The sequence below is a fragment of the Gemmatimonas sp. UBA7669 genome (assembly GCF_002483225.1).
Taxonomy (GTDB): Bacteria; Gemmatimonadota; Gemmatimonadetes; order Gemmatimonadales; family Gemmatimonadaceae; genus Gemmatimonas.
On record NZ_DLHL01000019.1, the window covers coordinates 1 to 23,649 of the forward strand.

Genomic DNA, 23,649 nt, shown 5'->3' on the forward strand with positions numbered 1-23,649 from the left:
GCTGGCCCTGCTGGCCCTGCTGCCCTTGCTGGCCCTGCTGCCCTTGCTGCCCCTGCTGACCCTGCTGGCCCTGCTGCCCTTGCTGCCCTTGCTGCCCTTGCTGCCCTTGCTGGCCACTCATGCGATCACGCAGCGACTCCATGCTCGCCACCAGCTCGCGCGTGCGCTCCAGCGTGCGCTTCTGACGACGGGCCACCGACTCACCCTGCAGCGCCCCGGTGGCCGCACGCAGCTTGTCCGCCACATCGCGCACGTTCTCGCTGATCTGCCCTTCGAAGGCGTTCTGATACTCCACTGATCCGCCGCGGGCCACCTGCTTGGAGAACTCGATCTTGTCGGCCAGACGCATCTCCCGCATGGCATCGGCCGCCTCCGACACCGCCGACGCAGCGCGTGGCTGATCACGACGCGCCGCACGCGCTACGCGATCCGCTTCGCTCTCGAGCTGCCGCACTGCGTCCCGCAGCGCGTCCTTCTGCTGCGACAGCTCCTGCAAACGTTCGCCACGCGCCGCGCCACTCGCCGCCTGCAGACCACGCATCTCCTCGGCAATGCGCTGCTGACGTGACTCGAGCTCCCGCGCGCGATCAGCCAGTCGCTGCACGCCCTGATTGGTGGCCGCTTCGCGCGCGCTCTCCACGTTGCGCGTGGCGCGGTTGAGTTCCTCGAGCGCCGCATTGCCCTGCGTGCCGGAACCACTTGCGGCACGCCGCATGTTGTCGGCCGCCTGCTGCAACTGCTGCGCCGCACGCGTCAGCTCCGGGTTGTTCTGCTCGCGCGAGAGTCGTTCCAGACGCCGCGCCTCTTCCTCGGCCTGACGTGCCAGTTCGCGCTGCGCGCCACTGCTGCCGGCATTCGGCGTTCCCGCCGATTGGCTGCCCGCCGCACCGCCAGACTGTCCACCAGACTGGCTGCCCTGCTGTCCACCCTGCTGCGCCAAACGCTGCCGCATGGCGTCGGCCATGCGCTGCATGCGCTCGTTCTCCTGCTGCTGACGCGCTGCCAACTGACGCAGGCGTTCGAGCGACGCATCGACCTCCTGTTGCGCCGCCTGCTCGGGACGCGACTGCTGCACGGTCTCGTACTGATTGCGCTGCTTGTCGGTCTCGAGCTCAAACAGGTCAGCCAGATCCTCGGCGTTGCGCTGCCCGCCACCGCCGCCACCACCACCGCCACCCTGTTGCTGCTGCTGCAACTGCACGTCGCGGTACATGGCCTCGGCCCGCTGCAGACGCTGCAGCGCCCGCTGCTCGGCCGCCAGCGCGTCACCGCCGCGCACCCGGCCCAGCAGCTCCTCGGCCGACTTGAGCTCCGCGGCACCCTGCGCCAGTTCGCCGCGGATCTTCGCGAACATCGTGTCGCTGTCAGCCACACCACGTTCCGTCAGACGTGTCACCAGCTGCTCCACATCCGTGCGCAGCCGGCCTTCGCTGATGGCGAGCGTGGTCATGTCCTGACGACGCTGCTTGTCGGCGGTGGCGGCACTGTCGCGCAACCAGTTGAACGTGGCCGACACGATCTCGCGCTGACGCTGCACAAATCCGTCGGGTGAGTCGCCCTGCTGGCCGGCACCACCACCACCCTGCTGCGGCGCGTCGTCCGACTGCCGATAGTCCTTGCCGAACGGTCGGATTTCGAGGAAGTACACATCACTGCTGCCCACCTTGCCCGCGCCGTCACGTACCACGGCATGGTAGGCCACGAGGTCGCCGGGCTGCAGCGGCAGTTCTTCGAGGAAGAGGGTGTGGGCACCCTGCGCCTCACGCGGCCGGCTACCCACACCGCCCGGCATCTTCACCGTCTGCTCCGCGCCGCCATTGACGCGATACCGCAGCTCGAGCGAGGTCACACCCAAGTCATCGCTGGCATCCACCGCGATCGTCACCTCGTCGGTGTTGGACACCTTCGTGTCGCGCCCCGGCTCACTGATGCGCACCACCGGCGCCCGGTCGGGAATGGCGTCCACCACGTACTCCACGGCACCTGCCACAATCGTTCCGTCGGTCGTGCGCAGGTCCACATGATAGAAACCGCTGCGCGCGACGCGGAAGCTGCCACTCACCCGGCCCGCACTGTCAGCCACCAGTGGCACCGTGCTGCCATCGTCGAAGCGCAGCGTGCCACCAGCCACCGCGCGCGTGACGGCCGCATGGACGGTGACGGTTGTACCCACGATGGCCGCGACATCGCCGCCGTCATCGATGTGTTCACGCGGCAAACCGCTGTACGCCGGGAACTGCAGGTCCAGCGACACCCGCGAGACGGCCGGCATGTCGTTGACCGTGAGACGGAACACGGCCGAACGCACGTCGGCCGACTCCACGTAGTACTCGGTGGGCGTCACGATGTCGAACAGCCGCGAACGAAAGCGCGCCGAATCGGCCGACGGCACCATCGGCAGTCGCTGCCATTCCGTCGTCGCGCCACTGTCGCTGCGGAACACCAGCTCGGCGCCACTGGCGGCAAAGCCCACCAGGGTGGCCTCCACCTCAATGGCTCCACCACGCGGCACGCTGGCGTTGCCCGGTTCAATGCTCAAGGCGCGCACCGGTACGGCGGCCTGCGCCGTGCCGAATGGCATGAACAAGACCCGCGCTCCGTCGCGCACTGACTGCGGACCCAGCACCAGCAGCAGCGTGGCGCCAACAGCCAGCAACCCTGACCACTGGCCCGCACGGATCATGCGTGGGCGCTCGAGACTGGCGTCGCGCGGCAGCGTACGAATGGCGTCGTGGGCGCGGCGCATGAGTCGCTCGGACAACGACGGCGAGAGGCGTTGTGCGACCGGCGTTTCGGCTTCCTGCACGGCAGCAAGCAACGCCTGACGCAGCGATGGCGCCCGCTCTTCCACGTAGAGCGCAAAGCGCTGGGGGCTGGCGCGGGTGAGCAGCGGCATGATGAGCCCGCGAATGACCGCGGCCGCAATCACTGCGTAACCGAACAGACGCGCCATCAGCAGCGTGGGGCCTTCGCCGCCCAGCAGCGTCAGCACACCCCACGATGCGACCACGGCCAGTACCACGGCCGCGAGTACCCACACGAGAGACTCGAGCAGCACACGCAGGCGCCACTGGCGGCGCAGCTGTTCGAGCGTGGCGAGCAGTTGGCGATCGGGACTCATCGTGCTTCCTCCGCCCGCGCTGACGGGCTGGCTGCCTCGTTGGTACCCCTTCGGGTACTGCGACCTGCTGTACTCAAGTTGCTGCCGGTAATGCTGCGCCGGGCCTGTCCTCGTCGTCCGCGTGTGGCCACCCAGGTTTCGATGGCCAGCAGCGCTAGTACAGCCATGATGAAGAAGCGCCACGGATTCTGCCGACGCTCGAGGTCCACCAGTGACTCCGTGGCTTCACCTGAGGCACCGGCCGTTGCGGCCGCGGCACTGGCGGCGCTGTCCGTCGTGGTGCGCACACCCAGCAGCAACTCCGCCGTATCGAGCGGTGTGAGCTCCCCTTCCGACGGGGGCACATTCACCGCAACCACCGCAACCGGCGTGCCGCTGGCCTGCCGGTTGTACGCGGCGTACACGCCCGCGTCGTTGAGCGGCACTGCCGCACCCATGGAATCGGCGACGGGGCGCAGCAGACTGGCATCAGGCGCCGTTACCACCGGGTCCGTCATGCCGGTGGCAAGCGCCCAGCGCTCACCAACGCTGCGCCAGAGCGGCGTGGCATCGCGTCCCGATGTATGCAGCATGAGCTGCCGCACGAATGGTAGATAGGCCGGCTGTACGGGGAAGTCACCCAGCAGATTGTCCAGCGGCAGTGCCAGCATCACCACACGACCGGCGCCCATGCGCTGCTCCACCACGGCAGGCAAGCCATCATCAAAGCGTGCGATCACGTCACTGCCCGCGGCAGGCGTGAGACGCGGATAGCGCAGTGCCCGCACGCTGCGAATTGCCTCGGGCACATCGCGGAACGGCGCAAGCAGCGGGTGCTCCATGCGGAGTTCGCGCAAACTGCCGCCGCGGTCGCTCAACCGATCTGCGCTGCCATCCACCTCGGCCGGCACAATGGACGCGTTGGTCGTACGCGCCGCCGCCACGCGTCGGCCCGCCACCACCACCAGCCCGCCGCCCTGTTCCACCCACTGTTTCAGCGCCTCGTTGGCCGGTGGCAGGGCATCCCAGAACACCAGCACCGCAGAGCGAGTAAGCGCATCACCCGCGGGGAGTGCCGGCATGCGATCGACGCGCACGGCGGGTGCCTGTCCGATGCCCAGGGCGCGCTCGAAGAACAGCGTTTCACTGGCACGAACGTCGCCGCCAGCCACCAGCGCCACGCGCAGGGCGTCATCGCGAGGCACCACGGCCACCAGCGTATCATCGGCCGCCAACAAGTCGGGCGACAGCGCCACACGCAGCGTCACCGGCCCATCGGGAGCGGGAACGGGATCAAAGGTGATGACCGTTTCGCCGTCTGCGGCCAGCGCCACGCTCTTGCTGTTGGCTTCGCGTCCATTGACGCTGAGCGATGCCGTGACGGTGCGCGCGGCGGAGTCACCACGTGTGTACACGCGGGCCTTGACGGCCAACTGCGTACGCTCGCCCGACACCACGCGGCGTGCATCGAGCGTACGCAGCACCGAATTGCGCCAGCGCTCAGGCCCCACCGCCACACCATGCACACGAACGCCAGTGGGCAGTTCCACGCCGGCAATGCCGCTGGCGCTGGCCCGCTGCAGATCGGACACCACCACCAGCTCCGCGTCGGCAAACGGGGCATCGAGCAGCACCTGCCGCCCGGTGCGCAGCGCCGGGGCCAGCTTGGTGCCACGCGGCAACGGCTTGAGGGTCTGCAGCGCGCCGAGCACCGCTGCCTTGTCGGTAGTGAGCCGCTGCACCACTTCCGCCGCGTCATCGTAGGCCACCAGCGCAACCCGGTCACCGGCGCCCTGCCGATTCACAATGGCCCGCGCTGAATCGACGGCACGCGCCCAGACGCCCTCGTACCCCATGCTCTGCGAGCGATCAAGCAGAATGACCGTGGCGCCGGCCTGCGCGTCGGCCGAAGCCGTCGAGCCGGACGTGAGCACCGGACGCGCGAAGGCCAGCGCCAGCAGCGCCAGCGCCGCGGCGCGCAGCAGCAGCAGCGGCCAGTCGGTGATGCGCTGCCGTTGCTCGGTGCGAATGGGCAGCTTCTGCAGGAACATCAGCGAGGGGAAACGCAGCGGCCGGTCGCGATCCTTGTTGCGCAAGTGCAGCAGCAAGGGCACGGCCAGCGCCACGAGGCCCGCCAGAAACGCCGGAACGAGGAAGCCGAGGCCCATGGTCAGCGCACCCGGCTGCGCGTGAGGCGCGCGTCGAGGTAGGCATGCAGCGCACGATCCAGCGGCTCGGACGTGTCGAGTCGCACGTAGTCGGCGCCAGCGGCTACCAGACGCTGCTCGAGTGCGCGATGATGCGCACCGACCAGCGTGCGATACTTGTCACGCAGCGCGTCCGGCTTGAGTGGCAGCAGCACACCGGTCTCGGCATCCTCGAACGTGGTGTCGTCGTCGCCCGGCAGCTCGCGCTCGGCTGGGTCCACGACGTGAAAGAGAATGACATCGTGCCCGTGCATGCGCAGCGCGTCCAAAGCACGCCCAAGTCGCTCGGGGTCTTCGTAGCAGTCGGTCACGAGCACCACGATGCCCGTGCGCGCGCTAAGCAGTCCGACCTGCTCCACACACTCGACCAAACGGCTCGGACCGCCCACGGCCGTGGTGGCCAGCGCGTGCAACATGCGCTGGAGATGCCGCACTGAGGGCGGGATGACCTCGGTGAGCGTGGCCGTGAACGTGGCCAGCCCCACCCGGTCGCCCTGCGACTGCGACAACCATGCGAGCGACGCGGCCAGTATGCGCGCATACACGAACTTGGTGACGGTGCCGCTGCCCCAGTCCATGGACCCGCTCGCGTCCACGGCAAAGAGCACGCTCGCGTTGGTGTCCGCGTCGTACTCCTTGATGTAAAAGCGATCGGTGCGGCCGTAGACGCGCCAGTCGATGCGCCGCAAGTCGTCACCGGGCTGATAGCTGCGATGCTCGGCGAAATCGAGCGACGAGCCCTTGCGCATGGAACGGTGCTGCCCGTGCATGAAGCCGTCCACGACCGTACGCGCAAGCAGCGCCAGATCGGAGATCGTGGCGAGCAGCGCGGGGTCGAGAAAGGCGGCGGGAGCGACAGGCATGCGCGCGGTCCGTTACAGCGACGAGCTGGGCACCGGCACACTCTGGAGCAGACGCTCCACGATGCGATCGGTGGTCATCTTTTCCGACTGCGCCTGGAAGTTCACGAGCACACGATGACGCAGCACCGGACGGGCCAGCGCCTTCACATCATCGAACGCGGCGCTGGCACGGCCCTGCAGAAGCGCACGGGCCTTGGCGCCCAGTACCAGCGCCTGCGCGGCGCGTACGCTGGCCCCGTAGCTCACGTACTGCCGGATATAGTCGGCCGACCCCTCGTTGCTCGGACGCGTGGCACGCACCAGCGCGACCGCGTAGCGCGTGACCGCGTCGGCAATGGGCAGACGACGCACCACCCGCTGATAGGCCAGAATCTCGTCCTTGGTGACCACCGGCTGCACGGCCTCGGGCGGCAGCGCCGTTGTGGCCTTCACCACGGCGACTTCATCCTCCTCGGGCAGGTAGTCGAGCATGACTTCCAGCATGAAGCGGTCGAGCTGCGCTTCCGGCAGTGGATAGGTGCCCTCGAGCTCAATGGGGTTCTGCGTGGCAAACACGAAGAACGGCTTGTCGAGTTCATAGGTGCGCCCCTGCACGGTCACGCGGCGCTCCTGCATGGCTTCCAGCAGGGCCGCCTGCGTCTTGGGTGGTGTGCGGTTGATCTCGTCGGCCAGCAGCACGTTGGCGAACACCGGGCCGGGAAGAAACGCCAGGCGGCGCTGCCCGGTGGCCGGATCATCCTGAATGACATCCGTGCCCGTGACGTCGCTGGGCATGAGGTCGGGTGTGAACTGAATGCGCGAGAAGCGCAAATCGAGTGCCCGCGCGAGCGTGGAGATGAGCAGCGTCTTGGCGAGACCGGGTACGCCCACCAGCAGACAGTTGCCACCGGCGAACAGGGCGATGAGGGCCTGCTCCACCACGGCATCCTGCCCGACGATCACCTTGCGCAGCTCGGCGGCAATGCGCTGACCAGCGCCCTGCAGCCGGTCGGCCAGGGTGGCATCGTCGAGATGGTCGAACTCAGTGGCGGCGGCGCCTTGCACGGGTGCGGTCACGCGGGTCCTCGGAGGGTGAAAAGGTCAGCGGGTCAGCGCGTAGACGAAGTAGTTGATGCCCAGCTTGTACGCTTCGTTGGACATGTCCAGCGGATACATCCCCACGTCGGAGAACTCCCAGTAATCCGACAGGTCGTTGTTGTAGTTCACGATGGCCAACAGACGCTTCTTCGGATCGTTGTCCTCGAAGTAGCCATAGAACGCCGACTTGTAGCCGTAGTACGGGTGACGGTAGTCCAGCGTGGCAATGCGATAGAACGAATCGAAGATCGGGTGCGAGAGCTCCATGGGCACCGCACGCAGCGACGGAAACACCCGCAGCATCTGGCTTTCGAAGTTGAACCAGTGCTCGCCGGCGAAGTCGTCGAAGATGATGAAGCCGCCCTTGCTCAGATACTTGCGCAGTCCCAGTACTTCCGCGTCGTTGGGACGCCAGAACCCGGGTTCCGCCATGTAGGCAATCGGGTAACGACCCAGCGCCGGATCATCGAGTGTGAGAATGTTGCTGGCGTCCACGCGGATGCGCGTGGTGGACAGCTCACTCAGGATCTTCGTGAAGTTGCGTTCGCCGCGCGGATAGTCGTGCGCCCAGGGCTCGTCACGCCGACTGAAACTGAAGTCGGGCATGAGATACTTGATGCGCACCCAGGTGATGCGGCCGTCGTAGGGCACGTTGGGCAGAATGGGCTGCGGACGTCCGCCGCGCCGCTGCGCGGGCAACTCGCGCGCACCGAGCAGCAGGCCCAGCGTAGCGCCGGCAATGACGGCCAGACGCAGCGCCACCCTGAACGCTGGCATGCTGAGGAATCCGGACATCAGCGCGGTCCTCCGCGGCGACGCAACTCCAGCAGCAGTGCCTGCGCCTGCTCGTAGCTCGGTGCTTCCTCGAGTACCGACAGCAACTCGCGGCGTGCGCCCGCCACATCCCCACCATCCGCGAGGGCCTTGGCCAGTTCATAGCGCGCCTGCAGCACATCGGTTGGGCGCAGCGCCAGTACGGCACGACGCTCGCGAATGGAGCGCGCATGGTCACCCGCTTGCGCTGCGAGCTGCGCCAGTTCACGTCGGTCCGCCGCCTCGTATGGCCAGATCCACAAGGCCCGCTCCCACGCCGCCATGGCGCCCGCCACGTCGCCGCGCCGGCCACGCACACGCGCCTCCAGCACGTTGGCGTCGTACGCGGTTTCGTCGCGGCCCGTGACCTCAGGGAGATAGGTCAGCACCGCCGCCGTATCGCCACGCTGCAGCGCAAGCTGTGAAAGAAACCACGAGGGCCCATCGTCACCGGCATAGGCCGGCATCATGCTCCGGGCGCGCTCGAACAGCACACGCGCCGAGTCCGGTCGGGCGTTCATCAGTGTCAGGGCCTCACGCATGGTGCGCACAAAGCTGCCCCCGCTGCTGTCACGCGATGCACCAGCCGTCCGCATGCCACCAACTGCCGCGATGGCGGAGGCATATCGTGCCTGTACCCAGGCGTCGAACTGCGCGTCGGCCTGTGCCATGCTGAGACCCAGCACACGCTGAAAAACCGTCGGCGTGTCTTGGCCATCACGGTAGCCCTTCAGCATGTCGCGCAGTGCCATCGCGCCTCGTGTGCTTTCCACCCACTCACCAAACAGCGAGGCCTGATAGTAGCTGTTGCCCACTTCGTCGGGACTGCGCGGCCGCATGAAGCCGTCGTTGAGCTGGCTCAGCGGACGAATGCGACCGCCTGAATAGGCCATAAGCCAGCCCAGCGAACCGCGGGCGCCCCAACCCGCGTTGGCGCGCCGTTCTTCCAGCACCGACAAGCCTTCGGAGAGCCAGCGCGGCACACGATGCGCCGATGCACCCAGCGTGAACGTGTGGGCCAGTTCGTGCCACGCGGTGCTGCCCCAGTTGTAACTGCCCTTGGCCTGCACGTTGGGCGCATCGAGGGCCAGCAGATTGCCAAAGCTCACACCCAGCGCGCCGAGACCATTGAGCCCCACGGTACGCACCGAGAAATCGGCCTGCACGTCGTAGAGCTCGAGATGGATGGGCGTGGCGGGGCGGTAGTCGTAGCGAAGTGCCAGCGAGTCGTAGGCGCGCTCCAGCAGCGGTGCGATGTACAGCACCAGCAGCTCGGCTTCCTTCTCGGGCGCCGTAATGCGAAAGCGCCCACGTTCAACCGTACGAAAGCCACGCATCTTGTCCAGCAGGTCGAGCGTGTTCTTGTGCCACACATTGTACGGATCGAGCGCAAAGGCCCGCTCGAGCGCTGCACGTCCGGCAGTAAAGTCTCCCAGACGCAACTGATTGGTGCCCAGCACGCCAAGTGCGGACACCGACAGACTGTCGCGCCGAACGGCCTCGCCGGCCAGTCGCACCGCTTCGGCATAGCGACGCTGGCGCACCGCTGCTTCGGCGAGAAAGACATCGAACTCCGCGCCGCCCGGCTGCAGACGGCGGGCGACGGCCTGCGCTTCACGGTACGACGCGGAATCACCGGTCAACCAGGCCACTGCACCCAAGACACTCCACGCATCCAGCAAGCTGCTGTCGAGTGCCACCGCCGAGCGCGCCGTGACACGCGCACTGTCAAAAGACTCGGCGTCGAGATGCAGGCGTGCGATGAACGCGCGGGCCAGCGCGAAGCGCGGGTTGGCGTTGGCACTCTTGCGCGCGGTTTCGAGCGCATTGCCCTTGCTCTCGAACTCCTCTACACGCGCGAGTCCCAGCAAGGCCTCCGCATCGTCGGGCGCGCGCCGCAGCACGCCGGTGTACAGCGTACGGGCTTCGGGCGCGTCGTACTTGTCGAGAAACAAGGCCGCCGTACGCCGCTGCGACTCGAGATAGCTCGAGTCCATGGCCGTGGCGCGATCGAAGGCGGCCAGCGCGGCCTTCACCGCACCCACATTACCGACGCCCTGCAGCACATACGCACGGCCCGCCGACGTATGCTCGGCGGCACTCGTTGCGCCGCTCGTTTCGTACTGCGACGTAAGCTGCCGTGCGAGTCGAACTGACACCTCGCGATGCCCACGCGCCGCCGCCTGCTCGGCCGCCAGAATGAGCGCCGCAAAGCGATCCGGGCTCGTGGCCCGCGATTCCTGCGCACAGCCCAACGCGGGCCAGAGCCACACGAGGCCAGCCAGCACGCGGGAGAGTCGACGCGGAATCACACGCACTACTTGTCGCCTCCTGCGGCCTTGATGGCCGCCGACTTCTCGGCGATGGCCAGCAGCAACCGTTCCAGCTCCGCTTCGTAGGCGGCCGCATCCATGCTGGCCTTGCGGCCGCGCAGCGCGGCCACCTGAGACTCCAGGGCCTGACGCTCAGCCATGAGCTGCGCAATGCGCGGATCGGCCGCCGTGGCACGCTGCCCAAACGTGATACGTGCCGCCACCAGCGAGTCGCTGACCAGTGCGTGTTCTGTCAGCAACCGCTTTCCGCGCTCGTAGGACTGCTGCACCTCGCGGCGAGCATACCGAAAGGCTTCCAGTACCGACAGGCGACCATCCTTGTCACCGTCCGCCTCACCACCTTCGAGGCCACGCACAAAATGTCGGAGAAACTCCGATTCGTTCTTTTCGAACGCCGACTTGGTGGCGGTAATGACCACGCGGCCGGGCGCCGTAAGCACGGGCACGAAATCGCCACTGCCGGTCGCTGTGTTGATGAAGACCACCTGCTGCGCGGCAAAGGGCTGCAGCCAGGCCGCGTACTCGGTGGCGGTAGCGTCGGGACCTGGCAAATTCACCTTTGAGCCGGGGCCCTCTCCACTGCCGTGCCCAGCCAGCAAGACGAGCAGTACGTCACCGGGTTGCACACGCCGCGACAGCCGCAGGAACGCATCGGCGACATTCTCGCGGGTGCTGCGACGACTGGTGCTGCTTGAATCCTCGGTCAGGATCAGCAGACTCGAGTCGTTGACACCCCAGCGGCTGCGCGCCACGTCACGCAAGGTGTTGGCCGCCTGAGTGAACTGCGTCTTGAATTGCGGCGCCCCTGAGAGGCCGCTCACGAACAGCACGTGGGTGCGCTGGGCCTCTGCCCGACCGGCCGCAACGGCCAGAAGTCCGCACAGGGCTGCCATCGTGCGCAGACCCATCGCGTGAGTGTTAGTGAAGGTTCTCATGCGAGTCCCCTCCACCGCCGATATCCCCACTCGAAACCCAACAGCAGTGCGAGTGTGAGAAACACGGCCGGCATATCCCAGAGATCGCGCGCTTCGCGCACCGTCACACCGGCGTTGGTGTACACGGCGTCGTCGGCCACGCGCGCGGCATCCGACAGCGGGTAGTAGCGACCGCCGGTCTCCTCCGCGATGCGCTGCAGCAACGCGGTGCGGAGTTCAGCCTGCGCCACGTCGGCGCCGCGGTCATCCACCAGTAGCGAGGTCGTGGCATACTGCAGCGAATCGCGGCCACGTCCCGCCTCCGCGTCGATGGTGTAGCGGCCCGTATCGCGCGGTGTGAAGCGCGCTGTATAGCTGCCATCGTCGCGCAGCGCCCACTCCAGCGGCAGTGTTTCGCTGCGTCCGTCTGGGCCGGTGACCGTGGCGTTCACGGTGGCGTCGTTGACTTCAGCAAAGAGCGGCGTGTTGACCTGCGCGCGCAGCATGATGGGCTCGCCAGGCGCCACGCGAGCCGGGGTAGCGGTGATTTCAAACGGTGATGGCACATCATCCACCAGCCAGCGCAGCACCTGTCGCCAGAAGGTTTCGTGCGTACGGTCGTCCACCTCCACACTGCTGTCCATCTTCCAGAGCCACGAGTCCTGCACGCCAAACACCGCGCTCATGCCACGGCCGTAGCGCTGCCAGGCAAGAACGGGCACGTCGCTGCGTCCATCATCCGTGCGGCCGGCCAGCAGCACCGTGGCACCGGCACGCACCGCGCCGAGCTGATTGACCATGGTAAGCGCCGGCATCGAGTCCCAACGCTGGCGTGACGCGTCAATACTTGGGCCTAGCTGCAGCGCGGGATGCACATCGCCGCTGCGCGTGGGGCGCACGCGTACGGTGATGGCCGGTCCTTCTGCGTTGGGCTCGGCGCGTGTGAGCGTGAGCGGCAACACATCGGCAACGGGTGTGCCGGCAAATCCGCCCTCCGACAACGAAGCGCGACCACCGAGCACCAGCAGACTGCCACCGCGCACGCTGACAAAGTCGGCCAGCATGCGCAATTGCTCGACGGTGAAGAACCCCGCTTCCACGCTGCCGAGCACGAGAGCGCGGTAGCGGAAGAGTTCTTCACGGGTAGCCGGGAAGCCCGACATCAACTCGAGACTGTCGCGCACACCAAGCCGGAGAAACTTGCGCTCGGCGCTGCGCATGAGCCCCACCACTTCGACTGCGCTGTCGGCCGAGACGGCGCGACGCAGGAAAGCAAACTCGGGGCGTGGTTCTCCCTCGAGGTAGAGCACACGATCGGGACCGCTGCGTACTTCAAGGCTGGTCTGCCACTCGTTGTTTTCAGTGACGATTTCGCCGGACAAGGGACGCGCGCGCACTGCGAGCCGATGCACGCCGGCCGCGAGCGGCGGAATGCGCACACGCGTCGTGACCAGGTCACCGCGTGCAGGGGCACGCAGTGTTTCGGTGGCCACCACGCGGCCGTCGGCTTCCACGGTGAGCGTGACATCGTTCTTGTCCGTGCCACGCAATCGCACATCGGCTTCGACGAGAATGGTGGCGCCGGCCAGTGAGCGGCGCGGCGCCTGCACGCGTTCCACCGCCACGTCGCGCTCAAAGCGCTCGCGGCCAACGCCGACGGTGTACACCGGCACACGCTGCGCGCGAAGCGCGAGCAGGGCGTCGTCGAGTGCGCCACTGCCATTGTCGGCGCCATCGGACACGAGCACGATACCCGCGAGCGGCATGCCGTTCAGATCTTCACGCACATCGGTGAGTGCCTGCGCGAGATCGGAGCGTGTGCCGCGTCCGTCCACTTCGCTCACACCACGCACGGGCGCGGCCGCACCGGCAAAGCCGAAACGCCGCACGGCAAAGCGCTCGGAGAGTGTGCGCAGCAGGGCGCCGCTGTCGCTGAACGTGGCCCGCACCGCGCCAAGGCGTGTGCTGTCAGCGCCCGCGGCGCCCTCGCTGTCTCGAATACGCATGCTGCGCGTGTCGTCGTAGACCACCGCGAGCACGTTGCGCTGCGGCACCGCGGACGCAATGACGAGCCCGGGGCGAAAGAGACAGGCCAACACCAGCAACACCACGGCGCTGCGCACCACGGCCAACACCACGCGGTCGGCCGGGCGCAGCGTGCGCAGGCGTGCGTGCAACACCAGCACCAGCAGCAGCAGCAGGGCACCGACCACCATCAAAGCCAGCACCGGAACAACCGGTGCCGTCACGAACTCTCCGCGGGCGAAGGCGCGCGGGGAATACTTGAACAACCAGGTGGCGATGCTGTCGAACCAGGAGGGCACGAACGCGTTGGTACGGAGGGAGGGAGGCCCGGTGCATCGCGCAGACCGGGGCTTCATGCAGAGAGTGCAGCGTGGAACGCGGATCGTCTACTGTAGACGCAACATGGGACACCGATGTTGGGGGCGATGTTGCCGATGTGCGATCGGATATCGCGTACCAACAGGCGGAATCAGCCGATGTTCCAGCGAAGTCGGGCTTAACACTGCTGGTCCCGCCGCGTCCAATGTGGTGGAGCGGGCGCCTGGTTTGGCGACCGCCGCACATACAGAGGAGGAAGGCTCCCATGCGTACGATGCGTTCCCAGACCGCGCGGCTTGCCGCCGCTGCCGGTCTCCTGATGCTGGTTTCGCTGGATGCTACGGCGCAGTCGCGCCGTGACACGTCACGTGCCCCCCGTACCCCGGATGCTGGCGCACGTGCCCGTCAGGGCGTACAGCCCGGCATGGCGCAGGGCCCAGCGCGCGGCATGCGTTCGCGCACGGATGGCCCCGGTCAGGGACCGACAGCGCGTGGCATGCGTCAGGGCGGAAATCCAGCGGCCCAGATGCTGCGCCTGCGGCAGCAACTCAATCTCACCGACGAGCAGGTGCAGAAGCTCGAGACGCTCGCCAAGGCTGATGCGCCGCGCCGCAACGCGGCCGACGCGCTACGGGCTCGCGCCGATCTCATGGAAGCCATGCAGGGCGACGGCAATTTGTCGGCGGCCCGTGCAGCGCTCGACAAGATGAGCCGACTGCGCAACGAGCAGGTGGTGGCCGGGCTCAAGCAGCGACAGGAGGCGCGCGCCGTGCTGACCGCCGATCAGCGTCAAATCGTGGACAACGCCCGCCAGCGGTTGCGCGGGGTAGCCATGCGTGAGGGCGCCATGCGTCAGCGCGCGGTGCGTGGCCAGCCGTTCGGTGGCCAGCAGTTCCGTGGCCAGCCGGGTTGGGCACCGCGCGGCCCACAGGTCCGCGGTCCGCAGGTTCGCGGCCGGCAGGTCCGCGGCCCACAGGTTCGCGGCCCACAGGGCCCGCAGCTCGGTGGTCCCCAGTTCCGCGGCCGCATGCAGGCTGTACCGCCCGTTCCACCGGTTGATCCGGCGCCGCCGGCCAACCTCGACGTCGACAACTTCCCGCCAATGGGCTGAGCCTGGCGCAGTCCATCTGCGACGGCCGAACGGTCCGCGCCTCCCTCGGGAGCGCGGGCCGTTTGTCGTTCAGGGGCCTCGCTCAGCACCTGGCCAGTCCGCCTGCCAGCGCGCCACATCAGCCGGCGTGTCGAGATCCAGCGCTCCGCCCGGCAGGTCCACGCGCCGAGTGCCCGGCGCCCGCAGCAGTGCCCGTGCGCCCTGATCGCCGCGCAGTTCCGCCAGCGTCGACCAGTCGCCAATCGGCAGAATGGCGGGCACACCAATGATCTCTTCGCCATTGTCGTCCTGCCATCGGGACGCCACGCGCTGACGCAGGTCGCCGCGCCACCGCCGATCCAGCGCCGCCACGTGCGCGGCAGTCACGGCCGGCATGTCGCAAGTGGCCAACAGTGCCGCCGCATACAACACGCGGCCATCACCCGTCGTCTCGCGGAGCGCGCGAATACCAGCGGCGATCGACGACCCCATGCCGTCGGCCCACTTGTCATGTCGCAGCGTATGCAGGCGCGACGGGTGTACGGCCTGAACAGGCGCCAAGGCCTCCAGGACCGACTCGGCCTGTGCCCCCAGCACCACCAGTACCTCATCACAACCACCGGCCAATAGGCGCTCGGTCATCTCCGCCACGAGGGGGGCGCCGGACGGCGCGCGCAGCAGGGCCTTGGGCTGCCCCAACCGCATGGAGGCACCGGCGGCCAGCAGCAGGCCCGCCAATCGGGGGATGGGGGACGTGGTCAGTTCTCGGGCGTGTGACTGGACGGCCGCGGCTGCGGCGTGGGACTGCGCCCATGAATGGGACTCACACGATCCCGCAAAAATCCTGCTGGTCGCGCGTGCATGACCGCCTCGATCTCGGCGATGGCCGAGAGGGCGATGGACGCTGGCGACTCACCGCCCAGGTCGAGGCCAATCGGGGCGTGCAACTTGTGCCGCAGCTTGGTCGTGAGCGGCGTGCCGCGGGCCTCGAGCGCCGGTTCGATGCGCTCCAGTAGTTGTGCGGCCCGGCTCCGGCTGCCCAGCACCCCGATATAGCCGAGTGGCAGGGGCAGAGCCGCCGTCAACCATGCACCGTCTACGTCGAAAATATGCGACAGTAGAGCAACAGCAGAACGCCCGTCATGCGGTAGTGAAAGCAAAACTTGCTCAGGCGTCTCGTCTGCGGCCACCAGCCGCCGATGCACCGGCCGTTCGGTGGACAGGGCTTCCAGCATGGCCGGACGGTGATCCAGAATGGTGACCTGCCACCCCAGCAGGCTCGCCATGCGCGCGAAGGTCTCCGCGCCCCGTCCGCCTCCAACCAGATGCAGGGCAACCGGGGCCACCAGCGGCTCGATGAACACCGCCTGCTGATCACTCAAGGGCTCGTAAACGGCCGACGCGGTCCGAAAGGCCACCTGGGTGAGCGCCCGCACGCGGTCCTCGTCCACCGCTGTGGCCGGCGAATGCAGCAGGTGCCAGTGGCCGCTGTCCGGCGCACCGTCCAAAAGCATCCAGGTGCCCCCGGCCTCTTCGCCCTCGCTCGCCTCAGCTGTGGGAAGGACCGTCACCACCGCACCGCCCTGACGACGCGCACGCACCGACTCGGCCTGCACCATCCAGCGCCAGTCGGGAAGGGGCTCGAGCAGCAGGTGGGCAATGCCGTCACAGGCCGCCCCAAAACCCCAGATCGTCTGCAGGTCGGCGCGCAGATCGTAGCGCAGCCGTACACTCCGCCCCGTCGCGCACACCTCCGCGGCCCGCAGCGCCACGTCCGCCTCGAGGCACCCACCGCTCACGGCTCCCGCCAAGACCCGTCCCTCGCCATCCACCAGCAGGCGCGCACCGGGTTGACGATAGGACGAGCCTTCCACGTCCACGAGCGTGGCCAGCGCGAGGGGCACGGCGGGGCGGGCTTGACGGGCCGCGGCTGCGGCGCGGGCGAGTTCGACGAATCCGATCACACAGCGCTCCAACGGAGGGAGGGGCAGGCGTCTGGCCGCGTGATCGTGGGCGACCCCGTCTCTGCTCCGCGAGATATATGAAACGCCGGCGCGAAGGGCCATAGCCGCCGCGGCATTCCTTGGGACGGATAGCCCCATGTAAAACTGGGAATTGACGAATCTTCATTTTCGGTAAATATTCGGTCGCCTGCCGGTTCGGACTGTCGTGACAAGCGAGGAGCTGGCCGGGTAGCCGTTTAGAAGCAAATCCGCACGCGGGGGTGTCGTTCCCAAACCGTGAAAGCAAGTACCTACTTGCGCTGCAAGCATGTACTTGCGTAATCATTCCGCATGATCGACGACCTGCGACACCGAATTCTCTTCGCCGCTGCCCGGGTGTACGCCCAGCACGGGTGGCGGGGGGCCACCACCAGACGCATTGCCGACGAGGCCGGCGTCAACGAGGTGACCCTCTTTCGACACTTCGGCTCCAAGGAGACCCTGCTCGACGAGATGATGCAGGCCTGTGCCACCCGGTTTGACCGGCCGGCTCTGCCTCTCGACCCGCAGCATCCGCAATCCGAACTCTACGACTGGATGGCCACCCAGCACGCCCAGTTGACTGAGATCCGCGCCATCGTGCGACAGATGATCAGCGAGGCCTCGGAACGTCCAATGGCCGGTGGATGTGCGGCGCATGGACCGGCCGCCGCCGCCGGCGAACTGCGCGAGTACATCGTGCGGCTCAGGCGCACCGGTGCCATTCCCGAACAGATCTCTCCGGTCGAGGTCTCGGCGGCCACCACCATGCTCATGGGTGCGCTGTTCGCCGACGCCATGAACCGCGATCTGATGCCCACGATGTTCCCGCAGGCCGTTGATGAAAGTTTGCGCGCCTACGTTCGCATCTTCTTGCGAGGCGTGGGCGCGTTGCCGGAACCGCTCTCCTCCGCACCGCGTACGGTTTCCAGTCCCTCGACCCTTACCACCGTTTCCGAATGATGGCTTCTCTTCGCGGGACTCTCGTGGCCGTGCTGTGTGCCACGCTGCTCCCGCATCAGCTGACGGCGCAGTCGGCTCCTCGTCCGTTGTCTCTGGCCGAGGCTCTGACATTGGCCGGTGCATCCAGCGAAAGCGTGGCGCTGGCCAAGGCCGGCGCCGACCGCGCGCGCGGGCAGTTCGGCCAGGCGCGCTCGGCGCTCCTGCCGCAAGTCAACACCACCCTGCAGTGGCAAAAGCAGCTGCAGAACCAGTTTGCCGCCCTCACCGAGCGCTTCGGCAATCAGGACGGTGGCAACAATGGTGGCGGCGCCGACACCTCGGCCGCCGATAACCCCATCACGCGCATCTTCGCTTCGCAGTACAACTTCAACTTCGGCCTCACCGCCACGCAGCCGCTCTACACCGGTGGTCGCGCCATGGCTGGTATTCGGGCCGCGCGCCTCGCACGCGAGTCCGCTGCACTGGGCATCACGTCGGCCGAGGCGCAGGTGCAGCTCAACGTCACCACGGCGTACTACGACGCGGTGCTTGCTGACCGGCTCGCCGTCATTGCCGACTCCACTTTCGTGCAGGCCGAGCGCACGCTGCGTCAGGTGCAACTCACGCGCGATGTGGGATCGACGTCGGAGTTCGAGCTCATTCGCGCCCGTGTGACGCGTGACAATCAGCGTCCCTCGCTGCTGCAGGCGCGCACGCAGCGTGAACTGGCGTTTGTGCGACTGCGTCAGTTGCTCGACCTGCCGGCCGACCTGCCGCTCGCGCTCACCGACAGTGTGGTGGAATCGCCGCTGCCGGCTGCACCCGCCACGTCGGCGCCCGTCACCACGGTCAACGTGGACGCGGCCTCGGTGCTCGCGCCCGATCCGCGCGTGACGGGCGAAGTCTCACGTGTCGTGGCCAAGAGCGATACCACCAACGCCGCGCGCACCGCCGTGTTGCAGGCGCGCAAGGACGTGGAAATCGCGCAGCAGAATCTGCGCGCCACCCGCGCGCTGCGTCTGCCGCAGCTCTCGGCCACCACCAACTATCAGCGGTTGGCGTATCCGCAGAACATTCTGCCCAGCAGCCTCAACGACTTCCTGCCCAACTGGACGGTTGGCGTGGGTCTGTCGCTGCCCATCTTTTCGGGCGGCAGCGTGACCGGCCAAATCCAGACCGCAGAAGCGGGGCTCGTGGAGGCGCGTCAACGTCTCAAGCTGGCCCAGGAGGGCGCCACGCTCGACGCGCGACAGGCCACGCTGCAATTGGCCGAGTCGGAGGCGGCGTGGCAGGCCAGCATCGGCACCGCCGAGCAGGCGCAGCGCGCCTACGACATTGCCGAAGTGCGTTTCCGCGAAGGCATCTCCACACAGCTCGAACTGTCGGAAACGCGCGTGCAGCTCCAGCAGGCGCTCGCCAATCGTGCGCGCGCCGCACGTGATCTGCAGGTGGCACGCACGCGTCTCACCCTGTTGCCGTACCTCCCCCTCTCCACTGCTGCCGCGCCGGCCGCTGCTCCCTCGAACACCGGGATGTCCCGATGAAGACGATGATGCGCCGCACGGCGCCTTTTGTGATGCTCAGTCTTGCCGCCGCGGCCTGCAACAAGCAGGCGGAGGCCGTGCCGGAAAACACCAACAGTGTGCAGATGATCGGCCCCGACAACATGGCGGTGGCTCGTCTCGATACGCTGGCCAGCGGTCCAGCCATCAGTGGCACACTCACGGCTGATCGCGAGGCGCGTATCCGTGCCGAAATCAGCGGCTCGGTCCTGCAGACCATGGTCGAAGCCGGTCAGCGCGTGAGCGCCGGCACCGTGCTCGCGCGCATCGATGATGCCGCGGTGCGCGATGCCGCCATCTCCGCCAAGTCCGGTGTAACGCAGGCGCAGGTGGCCGCCGATCAGGCCGCGCGCGAATTGCAGCGCAGCCGCACGCTGGCCAAGGCCGGCGCGGTGGCGGAGCGCGATGTCGAAGTGGCGGAGCGCGCCAATCTCTCGGCGCAGGCTGCGCTTGACGACGCCAAGGCGCGCCTCTCGGCGGCGGAGAAGAACCTGCGCAACACCATGGTGCGCGCGCCGTTTGCCGGTGTGGTGGCCGAGCGGGCCGTGAGCCCTGGCGACGTGGTGTCGCCTGGTGCGGCCATGTTCACGGTCATCGATCCGCGCAGTCTGCGCGTGGAGGCCTCACTCCCGGCGGCGTCGCTGGCCGATGTGAAGGTCGGTGCCGAGGTGCGCTTCTCGGTCAACGGCTCCGATCGTCAGCTGAGCGGCCGCGTCACGCGCATCAACCCGATGGTGGATCCGCAGACGCGTCAGGTACGCATCCTGGCCACGGTGCCCAATGCGTCGGAATCACTGGTGGCCGGTTTGTTCGTGGAAGGCCGCGTGGCGGCGCAGAAGCGTGAGGGGGTGCTGGTGCCCGAGCAGGCCGTCGATCAGACGGGCATTGCGCCGTACGTCATGCGTCTCAAGGGCGGCAAGGTCGAGAAGGTGGAAGTGCAGGTCGGTTTGCGTGACGTAGCCGCTGAGCAACTCGAAATCACCACCGGCTTGGCTGGTGGCGATACGGTGCTGCTGGGCGCTGCGCGTGGTATCTCCGCCGGAGCATCCGTGGCCGTCTCCACGCCGCGTGATGCCAGCCCCCGCGATTCGTCGGGAACCCCGAAGAACGTGAAGAACTGAGGCACGCATGCTGATTTCAGATTTTGCCATCAAGCGACCACTGCTTACAGTGGTCGCCATGCTGGCACTGGTGGGCTTCGGCCTCGTCGCGCTCACGCAGCTCGAGACCGATGAGTTCCCCGAAGTGCAGCCGCCCATTGTGCTCACCACCATCGTCTACCCGGGCGCCTCGCCTGACCAGGTGGAACGCGAGGTGCTCGAGCCCATCGAAGAGGCCATCCAGGCCATCTCGGGCGTCAAGTCCATCAACGGCGAAGCGCGTGATGGCTTTGCGCAGATCGTCACGCAGTTCGTGTTCTCGAAGGACCTGCAGGAAGCCACGCAGGACATTCGCGACGCCATCAGCGTGAAGCGTCAGGATCTACCGCAGGAAATCGAGGAGCCCATCCTCAAGAAGTTCAATCCCACCGACGCGCCCATCGTTACGCTGGGGCTGGCGTCGAGCACGCTCACGCCGGCGCAGCTCACGCTGCTCGCTGATCCGGGCATCACGCGCGAACTGCGCGCTATTCCCGGCGTGGCCGACGTCTCCATCACGGGTGCCGTGAAGCGCGAACTCACGGTCAATCTTGATCCGCAGCGATTGCTCGCTGCGGGGGTGAGTGTGCCGCAAGTGGTGGGCGCACTGCAGGCAGGCAACCTGGCCGTACCGGTCGGTCGTCTCAATGGCGCGCTCGACGAGCGCACCATCCGTCTCAAGGGCCGCCTCGACGGACCGCAGGACTTCATGCAGATGGTCGTGGCCGAAAAGAACGGCCGGGTCATCCGCCTGGGTGATGTGGCCACGGCCACCGACGGCATTGAAGAGCAGCGCACGCTCGCGCTCTTCAACGGCCGCGAAGCCGTGGGTCTCGAGATCAAGAAGACCAAGGGCTACAGCACGACGGCCGTCGCCGAAGCCATCCTCAAGAAGGTCGACGAGCTGCGCCCCACGCTGCCCAAGGGCGTGCAGTTCGAAGTCGTGAAGAACAAGGGCGAGCGCGTGGAAGACTCAGTCGCCAACGTGCAGAGCGCGCTCATCGAAGGCGCGGTGCTCACGGTGCTGGTGGTGTTCCTCTTCCTCAATTCGTGGCGCTCGACGGTCATCACCGGTCTCGCGCTGCCGGTGTCGGTGCTGGCCAGCTTCGTGGCCGTGTGGGCCTTTGGTTTCACACTCAACACCATGTCGTTGCTTGGCCTCTCACTGGCCATCGGTATTCTCATCGACGACGCCATCGTGGTGCGCGAGAACATTGTGCGTCACGTGGAGATGGGGAAGGATCACTACGAGGCCGCGCGTGACGGTACCGACGAAATCGGTCTCGCCGTGGCGGCCACCACGTTCTCCATCGTGGCTGTGTTCGTGCCCATCGCCTTCCTCGAAGGTGAAGCGGGTCAGTGGTTCAAGCCGTTTGCACTCACCATTGCCTGCTCGGTGCTGGTGTCGCTCTTCGTATCCTTCTCGCTTGACCCCATGCTGTCGGCCTACTGGCCCGATCCGCATCTCGAGGAGCACCAGAAGAGCTGGATCACGAAGAAGCTCGACAAGTTCAATCACTGGTTCAACGGGCTTGCCAACGGCTACCGCGGTCTCATTGGTTGGGCGCTCGATCATCCCAAGAGCATGGTCACGCTTGCGGTGGGCACGTTCTTCTTTGCCCTCGCCATGCCGGCCATGGGCCTTGTGGGTGGCAGTTTCTTCCCCATCGAGGACAACAGCGAAATCATGATGACGGTGGAGTCGCCGCCGGGCGCCAACATCGACTATCTGCGCCAGAAGGTCAACGAAGCGCTGGTCATCGGTGAGAAGCAGCCGGAAGTCATGTACAGCTTTGTCACCGCCGGTGGTGCGAGCGGCGCGGTCGACGTGGCGAGCGTCTACTTCAAGCTCAAGCCCAAGGCTGAGCGACTCGCCACTGGTGAGCGCGATGCCGAGTCGCTGGGCGCGGTGCTGCGTGAGGAAGTCAAGAGCATCGGCGGCGCGACGGTGGCGGTGTTCACCAACGATTTTGCGGGTCAGGAGAAGCAGATCTCGCTCGAGCTGCGCGGCGCCAACAAGGACGCGCTGCAAACGGTGGCCGACCAGTACCTCACGGCTGTCAAGAGCACAAAGGGCGCCGTGGACGTGGGGCTCAGCACCAAGGGCCAGAAGCCCGAACTCACGGTGCAGATCGATCGCGGCCTTGCCGGTTCGCTTGGACTGAGCGTGGGCCAGGTGGCTCAGGCCATCCGTCCGGCTTTTGCCGGTCTCGATGCCGGCGACTGGGTGGATGCCAGCAACGAGACCCGCAAGGTCATGATCCGTCTCTCGCCTGAAGCGCGTGCGCGTGGCGCAGACCTCGCGCAATTGCCCATTGCGGTGGGGTCGGGGCCCAACGCCTCGCTCATTCCGCTCGAGCAGGTGGCGCGCATTCGCAGTGACCTCGGACCGGCCGTCATCAACCACCTCAATCGCGACAACGTGATCAAGGTGCAGGCCAACGTGGCGGGTCGTTCGTTGTCGGAAGTCACCAACGAGATCACGGCCAAGACCAAGGACATCACCCTGCCGCCCGGCGTGACGCTCTCGAGCGGCGGTCAGGTGGAGCAGCAGAACGAGGTCTTCACCAGCATCTTCGTGGCGCTGGGTGTGGCGGTGGCGCTCATGTACCTCATTCTCGTGGTGCAGTTCGGTTCCTTCCTCGATCCGGTCGCCATTCTCATCTCGCTGCCGCTCTCGCTCATCGGTGTCATGGGCGCCCTGGCCATTACGGGGCACACCATCAACCTCATGAGCCTCATCGGCGTGATCCTGCTCTGCGGTATCGTGGCCAAGAACGCCATTCTGCTCATCGACTTCGCGAAGTTCTCGCGTGAGAAGAACGGCATGCCGCTGCGTGAGGCGCTCATCGAGGCGGGTGCCATTCGCCTGCGTCCCATCCTCATGACCACCTTCGCGCTCATCGCCGGCATGATTCCGGTGGCGCTGGGTCGTGGTGAAGGCGCGCAGTTCCGTGCGCCGCTGGGTGTGGCCGTCATCGGTGGTGTGATCACCAGTACCATCCTCACGCTGCTGGTCATTCCCACGTTCTACGAGATCTTCGACAACATGCGTGGCGGGCTGCTGCGTCGGGTGGGGCTCACGCCGCCGCACACGGGGCAGTTCCGTACCATGGACATGCCGGTGCCGGAGGCCGGCGACTGACCGGCTGACCCGCAGACGGTTGGCAGACGAACGGCGGCTGGCAGGGAACTCTGCCGCCGCCGTTCGGTTACATTGCCGGAGTCATGCGTCGTCCGTTTGCCTTACTCGCTGCACCGGCCTGGTTGGCCGTGCTCACCGA

The 23,649-nt window shown here is 67.0% G+C and carries 15 protein-coding genes; 5 read left to right on the top strand and 10 right to left on the bottom strand.

Going from position 1 to position 23,649, the window contains the following annotated elements; translation table 11 throughout:
- The 8 genes from B2747_RS06235 to B2747_RS06270 all read right to left on the bottom strand — a co-directional run.
- Nucleotides 1-3,121, bottom strand: a 3,121-nt coding sequence (locus tag B2747_RS06235; protein ID WP_291157975.1) for a DUF4175 family protein, incomplete at its 3' end; no start/stop codon positions are given.
- The gene (locus B2747_RS06240; RefSeq protein ID WP_291157977.1) at nt 3,118-5,268 is read right to left on the bottom strand and encodes a BatA domain-containing protein; all 2,151 of its coding nucleotides are present in this window, start codon (nt 5,266-5,268) and stop codon (nt 3,118-3,120) included. The genes B2747_RS06240 and B2747_RS06235, both read right to left, overlap by 4 nt.
- 2 nt (nt 5,269-5,270) lie before the next feature.
- Entirely contained in the window at nt 5,271-6,170 is a 900-nt protein-coding gene (locus B2747_RS06245) for a DUF58 domain-containing protein (RefSeq protein WP_291157979.1), read from the bottom strand.
- Nucleotides 6,171-6,182: 12 nt separating this feature from the next.
- Nucleotides 6,183-7,226, bottom strand: a complete 1,044-nt coding sequence (locus B2747_RS06250; RefSeq protein ID WP_291157981.1) for an AAA family ATPase — start codon at nt 7,224-7,226, stop codon at nt 6,183-6,185.
- 24 nt (nt 7,227-7,250) lie between these two features.
- Nucleotides 7,251-8,042 carry a DUF4159 domain-containing protein gene (locus B2747_RS06255; protein WP_291157983.1) on the bottom strand — a complete coding sequence of 264 codons (792 nt, stop codon included), beginning with the start codon at nt 8,040-8,042 and terminating at the stop codon, nt 7,251-7,253.
- On the bottom strand, nt 8,042-10,372 hold the full coding sequence (locus B2747_RS06260; RefSeq protein ID WP_291157985.1) for a tetratricopeptide repeat protein: 2,331 nt from the start codon (nt 10,370-10,372) through the stop codon (nt 8,042-8,044). The genes B2747_RS06255 and B2747_RS06260 overlap by 1 nt, the downstream gene beginning before the upstream one ends.
- A 5-nt stretch (nt 10,373-10,377) precedes the next feature.
- Nucleotides 10,378-11,328: a hypothetical protein gene (locus tag B2747_RS06265; RefSeq protein WP_291157988.1), complete on the bottom strand. Its 951-nt coding sequence runs from the start codon at nt 11,326-11,328 to the stop codon at nt 10,378-10,380.
- Entirely contained in the window at nt 11,325-13,631 is a 2,307-nt protein-coding gene (locus tag B2747_RS06270) for a glutamine amidotransferase (protein ID WP_291157990.1), read from the bottom strand. Before B2747_RS06270 ends, B2747_RS06265 begins: the two co-directional genes overlap by 4 nt.
- A 293-nt stretch (nt 13,632-13,924) precedes the next feature.
- Here B2747_RS06270 and B2747_RS06275 point away from each other — a divergent pair, with 293 nt between their 5' ends.
- Nucleotides 13,925-14,761, top strand: coding sequence for a Spy/CpxP family protein refolding chaperone (locus B2747_RS06275; protein WP_291157992.1), 837 nt, complete (start codon nt 13,925-13,927; stop codon nt 14,759-14,761).
- A gap of 69 nt (nt 14,762-14,830) precedes the next feature.
- Here B2747_RS06275 and B2747_RS06280 read toward each other — a convergent pair whose 3' ends face one another.
- Both B2747_RS06280 and B2747_RS06285 read right to left on the bottom strand, forming a co-directional pair.
- Nucleotides 14,831-15,478, bottom strand: a complete 648-nt coding sequence (locus B2747_RS06280) for a nucleotidyltransferase family protein (RefSeq protein WP_291157994.1) — start codon at nt 15,476-15,478, stop codon at nt 14,831-14,833.
- 20 nt (nt 15,479-15,498) lie between these two features.
- The gene (locus B2747_RS06285) at nt 15,499-16,704 is read right to left on the bottom strand and encodes an XdhC family protein (RefSeq protein WP_291157997.1); all 1,206 of its coding nucleotides are present in this window, start codon (nt 16,702-16,704) and stop codon (nt 15,499-15,501) included.
- 330 nt (nt 16,705-17,034) lie between these two features.
- On the opposite strand from B2747_RS06285, the gene B2747_RS06290 reads away from it, so the two are divergent.
- From B2747_RS06290 to B2747_RS06305, 4 genes are read left to right on the top strand one after another with little or no spacing between them, the layout of a single operon-like run.
- The gene (locus tag B2747_RS06290) at nt 17,035-17,685 is read left to right on the top strand and encodes a TetR/AcrR family transcriptional regulator (RefSeq protein ID WP_291157999.1); all 651 of its coding nucleotides are present in this window, start codon (nt 17,035-17,037) and stop codon (nt 17,683-17,685) included.
- Entirely contained in the window at nt 17,682-19,208 is a 1,527-nt protein-coding gene (locus tag B2747_RS06295; RefSeq protein ID WP_291158001.1) for a TolC family protein, read from the top strand. The genes B2747_RS06290 and B2747_RS06295 overlap by 4 nt, the downstream gene beginning before the upstream one ends.
- Complete coding sequence (locus B2747_RS06300; RefSeq protein WP_291158004.1) at nt 19,205-20,347, top strand: efflux RND transporter periplasmic adaptor subunit; 1,143 nt, start codon at nt 19,205-19,207, stop codon at nt 20,345-20,347. Before B2747_RS06295 ends, B2747_RS06300 begins: the two co-directional genes overlap by 4 nt.
- A gap of 7 nt (nt 20,348-20,354) precedes the next feature.
- Nucleotides 20,355-23,510 (top strand): efflux RND transporter permease subunit, encoded by a 3,156-nt coding sequence (locus B2747_RS06305; protein WP_291158006.1) that lies wholly within the window; start codon nt 20,355-20,357, stop codon nt 23,508-23,510.
- Nucleotides 23,511-23,649 lie beyond the last annotated feature (139 nt).